The sequence below is a fragment of the Mucilaginibacter sp. P5_A6 genome (assembly GCF_056400585.1).
Genome location: NZ_JBFUKZ010000051.1, coordinates 1 through 8,882, shown reverse-complemented (window position 1 = coordinate 8,882; position 8,882 = coordinate 1). Strand labels below are relative to the sequence as shown.

The 8,882-nt window shown below is 38.6% G+C and carries 8 protein-coding genes; all 8 read left to right on the top strand.

The features are described from left to right. Window positions 1–255: 255 nt before the first annotated feature. Window positions 256–1,767 (top strand): O-antigen ligase family protein, encoded by a 1,512-nt coding sequence (locus tag AC1DO4_RS27200; RefSeq protein ID WP_477420911.1) that lies wholly within the window; start codon window positions 256–258, stop codon window positions 1,765–1,767. 11 nt (window positions 1,768–1,778) lie between these two features. Then, on the top strand, window positions 1,779–2,393 hold the full coding sequence (locus AC1DO4_RS27195) for an acyltransferase (RefSeq protein WP_477420910.1): 615 nt from the start codon (window positions 1,779–1,781) through the stop codon (window positions 2,391–2,393). Between the two features lie 10 nt (window positions 2,394–2,403). Next, entirely contained in the window at window positions 2,404–3,750 is a 1,347-nt protein-coding gene (locus AC1DO4_RS27190; protein WP_477420909.1) for a lipopolysaccharide biosynthesis protein, read from the top strand. A gap of 1 nt (window position 3,751) precedes the next feature. Continuing rightward, window positions 3,752–4,954 carry a glycosyltransferase family protein gene (locus AC1DO4_RS27185; RefSeq protein WP_477420908.1) on the top strand — a complete coding sequence of 401 codons (1,203 nt, stop codon included), beginning with the start codon at window positions 3,752–3,754 and terminating at the stop codon, window positions 4,952–4,954. A 67-nt stretch (window positions 4,955–5,021) separates the two neighbouring features. After that, window positions 5,022–6,209, top strand: coding sequence for a glycosyltransferase family 2 protein (locus AC1DO4_RS27180; RefSeq protein ID WP_477420907.1), 1,188 nt, complete (start codon window positions 5,022–5,024; stop codon window positions 6,207–6,209). 76 nt (window positions 6,210–6,285) lie between these two features. After that, complete coding sequence (locus AC1DO4_RS27175; protein WP_477420906.1) at window positions 6,286–7,209, top strand: glycosyltransferase family 2 protein; 924 nt, start codon at window positions 6,286–6,288, stop codon at window positions 7,207–7,209. Next, complete coding sequence (locus AC1DO4_RS27170) at window positions 7,206–8,381, top strand: glycosyltransferase family 2 protein (protein WP_477420905.1); 1,176 nt, start codon at window positions 7,206–7,208, stop codon at window positions 8,379–8,381. Before AC1DO4_RS27175 ends, AC1DO4_RS27170 begins: the two co-directional genes overlap by 4 nt. Window positions 8,382–8,463: 82 nt before the next feature. Next, on the top strand, window positions 8,464–8,882 hold a 419-nt coding region (locus AC1DO4_RS27165), incomplete at its 3' end, for a hypothetical protein (RefSeq protein WP_477420904.1).

Here is an 8,882-nt window from a genome sequence, read left to right as displayed (position 1 = left end):
GTGTTAAACAAGGCCACTATTAATAATAAAAAAGGAAAATAGATGTAAATAAAACACCCGCAACGTTATCGGGGTTAATTTACCTTTAGCTTTACCCGTTATGAGAATAGATCCCGCAGAAATAAAACCAGGTCCTTTTGAAAATTTAACGGCTCTTCAAAACCGATCGCGTAAGGCAGCCATCGTACTGGCCTTTGTTGGCGTTTTTGTTTGGGCAATTAAAATTTTGTTTTTATAAACCAATAGCTATGTTAAATGCTGAATGACCAAACAGATAATAAAGTAAGGGGATCATTTTGGAAAAGTTTGCTTGTTCAAAAATTTTCAAGTCCGTTTATATTATCTTTTTTGGTAGCCGCCGCAGTCATTGTGGGCTTAATGGTTTATGAATTGGGCTTCATGGGCATAGGCGCCATTTTTGTGTTAATGGTAGGTTTACCTATTCTTTTTGCTATTGTAGCTTATCCCAAAATTGGGATAACTGTATTAATTATTGCTTCGTTTTTTATCAATTACGTTTCAGAATTTTTACCCGCTGGGGTGCCAATAGGTACCCTGCTTGATGCTATCACCTACCTTTTGATTCTTGGATATTTCATCAAACAAAAAAGCGAAAATGACTGGAGTTATTTTAAAAACCCAATAAGCGCACTCATTATCATATGGCTTTTATACAATTTATTGCAGGCTATAAACCCGGCTGCGGCATCTGTTTTAGCATGGGTTTATACTGTACGTACGGTTGGCTTTATTATGCTGATGTACTTTGTATTTGTTTACCATATCCGGTCTGTTGATTTCATTAAATACCTGTTAAAACTTTGGCTTTCGCTCGACCTCATTGCCGCAATATCAGCCTTCCAGCAGGAAAACTTTGGTTTTTTATCATTCGAACGAAAATGGCTTTATGCTGATCCGCAGCGGGTAAGCCTCCTGTTCATTGATGGGCACATGCGCAAGTTTGCCATTTTTTCAGATCCGGTTACTTTCTCTTATAACATGGTAATTGGTTCTTTATTATGCATTGCTCTTATTATGGGAAACATAACTTTACGCAAAAAGATCATTTTGGGGTGCCTGGCGGCATTTTTCCTGTATGTAATGCTTTACTCAGGTACACGGGCGGCTTATGTGCTGTTACCGGCCTCGCTTATTATTTTGGCTGTACTTAATTTTAACAGGAAGGTGCTCATTTTTACCATAATAGCCGGCTTAATGCTTGGCGTTTTAATTGTTGCCCCCACATCAAACCCATTAATAAAAAGGTTTCAAACTGCCTTTAAACCTTCAAATGATGCATCCTATAACGTACGTGCCGAAAACCAGAGGCGCATCAAACCATTCATTTTATCACATCCCTTTGGCGGAGGCCTTGGTTCTGTAGGTGTTTGGGGCAGGCGTTTCTCACCAAACTCCATGTTGGCTAAATTTCCGCCAGATAGTGGTTATGTACGTGTAGCCGTTGAAATGGGTTGGGTAGGATTGCTCCTTTTTTGTACACTATTTTTTGTGGTATTACGTAGTGGCATTAACAATTTCTTCCTTATAAAAGATAAGCAGCTTAAAAACTATTGTATGGCCATGATACTGGTGATATTTGCTTTTAATATAGGTAACTTTCCGCAGCAGGCCATTGTACAATATCCGTCAAATATTATATTTTACCTGGCAATTGCCGTTATAGTGGCCTGCAGGCGACTTGATACAGAACAACAAAAACTGGTTGGTGAAAGCAACAACAAGGGTGAAGTATTATTATCACAATAGAATTTAAGCCGATGTCAGTAATTGCCAAAATAAAATCCAACTCAAAGTTAAAAAAACTGGTTCACTGGATGCTCATACCTACAGGCCAATCAAGGCCCAGGCTGTGGGTACGCTGGTTTATTACTCCTTTTTATCACTACCGGGGTAAGGGTGCCGTTGTAAGGTATTATGCCCGCTTGGATATATTCCCCTTTAACAAGTTTTCGTTAGGGAGCAAAAGCATTATTGAAGATTTCGCGACCATCAATAATGGTGTTGGGGATGTAGTAATAGGCAACAACTGTGGTATTGGCATAGGGAATGTGATTATTGGACCGGTTAGCATGGGCAATTATGTAATGCTTGCCCAAAATATTGTAATATCGGGCCTTAACCATGGCTATGAGGATGTAACACTTCCGCCACGGATGCAAAAAGTTGTAACAAAACAAATCACCATTTGCGATAATGTTTGGGTGGGTGCCAACAGCGTAATTACTGCAGGTGTAACCATAGGCAAACATGCCATAATTGGTGCCGGCAGCGTGGTTACCAAGGATATTTCCGATTATTCGGTGGCAGTAGGTAACCCGGCTAAAGTAATTAAAAAGTACAATTTTAAAACAAACTGCTGGGAAAAAGCGTAACAAACAAGCAATGGGCGTTTTAAAAAAGCTTATAAATAAACACACAATTTCTTTAGCAAGTAACGCTATAATGCCGGTTTTGGGCATGGTTATATTAGCGTTAATGGCTCGTCACCTCTCTAAGTCCGACTTTGGCGACTACATTTTCTTCCTGGTCATATTCAATCTTGCCGATACTTTCAGAACCGGCTTCCTGCAAACCTCGCTCATAAAATATTATGCCGGCACCAGTCCCGAAAGATCAGCTATCATAGCCGGCTCTGCATGGTATATTGGACTTATAATCACTTTTACCTTCGGAATTGGAAATTTACTAATTTATGTTTTTTACTTTGGTAGCAATCTCAATATGGTTATCATATTAAAATGGTTTAGCATTATTTTTCTGTCAACTTTACCAACAGCCATTTCCGGCTGGATTTTACAGGCCGAAGCACGCTTTGATAAACTTTTCATGGTACAGTTAATTAACCAGGGAGGTTTCTTTATATTTATATTATTGTTGATCATCTTCCATAGAATCAGCTTTCAAAACATAATTTATTGTTACTTTTTAAATAACGTCATCAGCAGTATTACCACTACGACCTTAGGTTGGTCCAGGATAAAAACTATCAGTAGTAAAAACTGGGCATCTGTTAAAGAACTTGCCCATTTTGGTAAATATAGCGTAGGAACCTCCATCAGTTCATACCTGTTGCGCAGCTCGGATACTTTTATCATAAAAATGATGTTCCCCTCGGGATTGCTGGCTGTTTATTATATTCCGCAAAGATTAATGGAGGTTTTTGAGATTCCACTGAGGGCTTTTGTCGCAACTGCATTGCCGGTAATGTCGGCAGCTGTGCATCGCGGAGATAAAAAGCATGTATCATACATCCTCAAAAAGTACGCGGGGATGCTTACCATTGCCTTAATTCCTGTAGCTGTAATTGCATTTTTATTAGCCGACCTGGTTATCGGTTTATTGTTCGGCGGCAGTTACCAGCACTCTGATGCGGGCAATATCTTCCGCATATTTATGTGCTTTGTAATGCTGTTACCTATCGATAGGTTTTTTGGAATAACACTGGATATTATTGGAAAGCCCCATTTAAACATGATTAAAGTTTTCATTATGCTGGCTGTTAATGTAAGTGCCGATTTTGCAGGGATCTTCGTTTTTCATAACCTGTATGGCGTGGCTATTGCATCAATTTTTACATTCTTTTCGGGGGCCATATTTGGTTACCTGACGCTTAAAAAATACCTGGAATTTTCAATTAAAGACATCTTTTATTTAGGGTATCTTGAATTGATTGAATTAATAGGCATGCTTTATAACAAGTTGAGGAAAAAAGAAACCCGGCAAATTTAATATGGAGCTTAAGAACCGCGATATCATCATATTTTCGCAGATGCAGTTTGATGGCCGCCTTGAATCGACAAACTACACTATGGCCCGGTACTTAGCAAAAAACAACTTTGTTTACTTTGTTGACAGGCCTTTTACCTGGAGAGATTACATAAGATATAAAGATACTCCCGAGTATAAAATCAGGAAACCTCATTTTTTTTCATCAACCAACAACATTATACAAACAGAAATACCAAATCTTAAAATTGTTATTTCGCCCCCGGTACCCTCTATCAATATGCTACCCGAGGGATGGTTGTATCGTATGGCGCTTAGGGTCAATGAACTAATAGTTGCAGCAAGACTCAAAAAAGTGATCAGGAAATTTAATATAACAGATTACATTTATATCAACTCTTACAACTATACCTACCCTACTTTTCATAATTTGATAAAGCCGACATTAACAGTTTATCATTGTGTTGATCCCCTTATTGAGATCTATCAGCTCAGACATGGCCTGATATCAGAAGATATTGTGGTTAAAAGTGTCGACCTGGTAATTTGTACAAGTAAAGAATTGAGGAACAACAAACTTAAATTAAACCCCAATTCGCATTTTATACCTAATGCGGCAAACATCAGGCATAGCCAAAAAGCACTCGATCCGTTGTTACCTGTGGCTACTATTTTATCAGGTATCGGTAAGCCAATTATTGGGTATTTCGGTAACATCGAACGCAGAATTGATTATAAGCTGTTAATTGAAATATCCGCGCAAAATGCGGATAAGAACTTTGTTTTGGTTGGCCCTATAAGCAAAGAGTATGTTGACGACAGCATATACAATGCGCCTAACATATTTATAAAAGGAGCCGTGCCATATGACCAAATGCCATCAGTTTTAAAAGGATTTGATGTAGCTATTATTCCGTTTAAAAAAGACGAAGTAAGTAACTCGATATTCCCTTTAAAGTTGTTTGAATACCTTGGTTCGGGCAAACCCGCTGTGTCTTCAGACTTTAATCCCGATTTACAGGAGTTTACAGGCGATACAGTTGCCTACTGCAAAACCGCTGAAGAGTTCACTGGTGCCATAAATGAAGCGTTAAAAGACACGCCCGAATTGCAACAAAAAAGGCTTGCAGTTGCAGCAGAAAACACCTGGGAGCACAGGATCATTGAAATAGAAAAGCTTCTGGCATTAAATTTAAAAAAGCGTTAATTAAATCCGTTACAACACAACTTTACCTTTAAAAAGCAAGTAAAAGGTATTAATACTTATTAAAAATATGGAGATCATTAAGTTTATTGCGTCTGTAATAATGAGTTTGGCATTTATATACCTTGGAATATATTGTATCTACTTATTTGTATTCTCTGTGTTAGGGAAATTAGTTCCGATAAAATATCCTGCCACTGCTACTTCATTAAGTAAATTTGTTATTTATATCTGCGCTTATAAGGAAGATGAAATTTTATTAAACTCCGCTGCATGTGCTTTAACACTTGATTACCCTGCCGATAAATTCCATGTTTGTATCATAGCCGATTCGCTTAAACCCGAAACACTTAAAAAATTGAGGCAGATGCCATTGCAGGTTGTTGAAGTATTTTTTGAGAACAGCACCAAATCAAAAGCACTAAATAAAGGTATCGAAAACACAATCCCGGGCTTTGATGCCGCTATAGTTTACGATATTGATAACGTAGCTGCCCCGGATTACCTTTACCAGATCAATAATTATTTACAGGCAGGCGAAAAGGTAGTACAAGGGCACAGGATAGCCAAAAATACCAATACAAACGTAGCCATGCTTGATGCCATAAGCGAAGAGATCAACAATCATATTTTCAGGAAGTCGCAGCGGGTGTTTAACCTGTCGGCAGCCATTATAGGCTCTGGCATGGCACTGGAGTATAACTTGTTTAAGGCAACAATGCGGCAAATTGATGCAGTTGGTGGTTTTGATAAAGAAATGGGCCTGATACTTACCCGCCAAAAAATCAGTGTAGCTTATGCCGAAAAAGCTTTGGTATATGACGAAAAGGTAAGCAACCCCGAAGTATTTAAAAAGCAACGCAAAAGGTGGCTGTCCGCACAATTTAATTTGCTGCGGGTATACGGCATGAGTGGCTTTCGTGAATTATTTATAAACGGCAACTTTGATTACTTTAATGAGATCTATCAAATGTCGATATTRCCACGGGTGCTGATGTTAGGGATAATGCCATTGATGTTACTGATCTCGTTATTAACTCCGGGTATTGGCCCGTCATGGCAGTTGTGGCTTGCTGCAACATTGTGCTGTTATGTGGCTATTGTGGTTGCCATACCGGGAGCATATTTTAATGGTAAGTTATTAAATGCCGCCCTTAAATTACCATTGATATTTTTTACAATGTTTTTATTGCTATTTAAGTTAAAAGGTGCAAATAAAAAATTCATTCATACGCCGCATGATCATACTGCAGTTTAAATTCATAGGTATATAAAGTCAACTTTTAATTAAATAATCCGTAAAAGCAAAGCCATTACAATACCTATTACTATTGATGAAAAAAGTTTCTATTGTCACTGTAAATTTCAACCAGCCCGTAGTCACCGAAGAACTGCTTTCTTCAATAGAAAAAACAAGCACCTACAGCAATATTGAGATAATTATAGTTGATAATGCCAGTAAAGCAAATCCTATACCCAAATGGCTGTTAAAATACCCGGCTGTTAAACTCATCCGATCGGAGATTAACCTGGGCTTCGCCGGGGGCAATAACCTCGGCATAAAAGAAGCAACCGGCGACTACCTGTTCCTGGTAAATAATGATACCGAATTTACTGCAGGATTAATAGATAAACTGGTTGATACCCTGGATACCCATGAAGATGTGGGCCTGATATCGCCAATGATTAAATACTATAACGATAAACAACTCATACAATACGCGGGCTACACCCCCATGAATTATTATACATGCCGTAATAGCTGCATTGGATTGCGCCAAAAAGACGAGGGGCAATTTGACCATATTATAGGGCCAACGGCTTATTGTCACGGTGCTGCTATGATGATAAGGAAAGAAGCAATTGATAAAGCCGGTTTAATGGCCGAAAGCTTCTTCTTATACTACGAAGAAGTAGATTGGTGTGAGCAGATCATAAGAACAGGTTATAAAGCATGGGTAAACACCGATGCATTAATCTATCACAAAGAATCTGTATCCGTGGGAAAAAAAAGCAAACTTAAAGAGTATTTTATGAATCGTAACCGGATACTCTTTACACGCCGCAATGCGCCATTATTTAAAAAGCTCTTCTTCTACATTTATTTCCTGCTTGTTGTTACACCCCGAAATGTGATTAATTATATCAAGGGCAGAAATTACAGCTTTATACCTGCGCTTTTTAATGCTATTTGGTGGAATGTAACCCACTCCAAAAACAGCAGTAATTTAGGTTATCCTATCAACACTATAGCATGAAAATTATTTTAGCGTTAAGTCTCTTCATCGTTTTTTACACCTTTGCGGGGTATGGTATATTGCTGTATTTTATAATTAAAATTAAAAGAGCGGTTAAAGGTGGTAAACCGTCAATAACCGAAAACGCCAGCCTGCTGCCAACCTGCACACTGATAGTGGCTGCTTATAACGAAGAGTATTTTATTAAAGAAAAAATTGATAACAGCCTTTTGCTCAATTATCCCCAGGGTAAACTCAAATTGCTTTTTATAACCGATGGCTCATCGGATAAAACACCAGATATTATTGCGCAATACCCCCAGATTCAATTATTGCATCAACCCCAGCGGGCGGGCAAAATAGCCGCGGTACACCGTGCCATGGAGTATGTTGATACCGATACGGTTGTTTTTACTGATGCCAATACCTTTTTAAATAAGGATGCCCTTGTTAAAATTTGCCGGCATTACAGTGATGCCACTGTTGGCGCTGTAGCGGGCGAAAAGCGGGTACAAATTGATGAAAATGCCGACGCAAGTGCTGCCGGCGAAGGTTTTTACTGGAAGTATGAATCCGCCCTAAAAAAATGGGACTCCGAACTTTATTCGGTAGTGGGCGCAGCGGGCGAACTGTTCAGTGTTCGCCGTTCATTATACCAGCCTGTGAAAGCAGATACCGTTTTGGATGATTTTATGATCTCGATGCTGATAGCCGCCAAAGGCTATCGAATTGTTTATGAGCCCGAAGCCTATGCAACCGAAACTGCTTCAGAAAATGTGTCGGAAGAACTGAAAAGAAAAGTGAGGATAGCAGCCGGTGGAATACAATCTATCATACGATTAAAAAAATTATTTAACCCATTCCCCTATCCCATATTATCATTTCAATACATCAGTCATCGTGTTTTACGATGGACTATTACACCTTTCCTGCTTATATTATCCTTCATTTTAAACGGAATACTGGCCTTTGAACCTGGCGCCACTGGTATAAGGCTGCTTTTGTTTGCCCAGGTATTGTTTTATCTGCTGGCATTACTTGGTTTTATAATGGAGAAAAGGCAATTACGTATTAAAGTGCTGTTTATCCCCTACTACTTTTGTGTAATGAACTACGCGGTGCTGGCGGGTATTATCAGGTATCTTAGCTCAACGCAAAGCGCAGTTTGGGAAAAAGCTCAACGCAAACAATAAGTACTAATTAAGCATTAAAACCAATTGATTTACAGGCAAATTACATTTCGAAGATGAATAAGTTTGATAATAAATTACCTAAATGATTACATTAGCCTTCCTTCATCAACCAATTATGCTGCGCCTCGGGCTTTTTAACTCCAAACTAAAAACTACAGTTCCGTATGGCTTTACTAAAAATAGGGGTCACTGTGTTCAGTCTCTTTTAATCAAATTTATAGTTTTAATCCTCCCTCTTTTTTTTTCTAATTGCAACCCTAAGCCAGTTATAAATCCCCAAAGAACAGTACATATCGACCATGTAAAAGGGAAATATACGCTATACTGGCATGGTAAACCTTTTGTTATTAAAGGAGCAGCCGGCTATACTAACCTTAAAAAACTAAAAGAAGCCGGTGGCAACACCATCAGAACCTGGGATACTACCAATCTTGAAGCCATTTTAAAAGAAGCCGATTTAAATCATTTAGCTGTAATTGTAGGGTTGCCGCTGCCATATAG

Bases quoted from the DNA above. Each gene is read 5' to 3' on its own strand.
- AC1DO4_RS27195 (WP_477420910.1), top strand. From the start codon at position 1,779: ATGTCAGTAATTGCCAAAATAAAATCCAACTCAAAGTTAAAAAAACTG.
- AC1DO4_RS27190 (WP_477420909.1), top strand. From the start codon at position 2,404: ATGGGCGTTTTAAAAAAGCTTATAAATAAACACACAATTTCTTTAGCA.
- AC1DO4_RS27175 (WP_477420906.1), top strand. From the start codon at position 6,286: ATGAAAAAAGTTTCTATTGTCACTGTAAATTTCAACCAGCCCGTAGTC.
- AC1DO4_RS27200 (WP_477420911.1), top strand. From the start codon at position 256: ATGCTGAATGACCAAACAGATAATAAAGTAAGGGGATCATTTTGGAAA.
- AC1DO4_RS27170 (WP_477420905.1), top strand. From the start codon at position 7,206: ATGAAAATTATTTTAGCGTTAAGTCTCTTCATCGTTTTTTACACCTTT.
- AC1DO4_RS27185 (WP_477420908.1), top strand. From the start codon at position 3,752: ATGGAGCTTAAGAACCGCGATATCATCATATTTTCGCAGATGCAGTTT.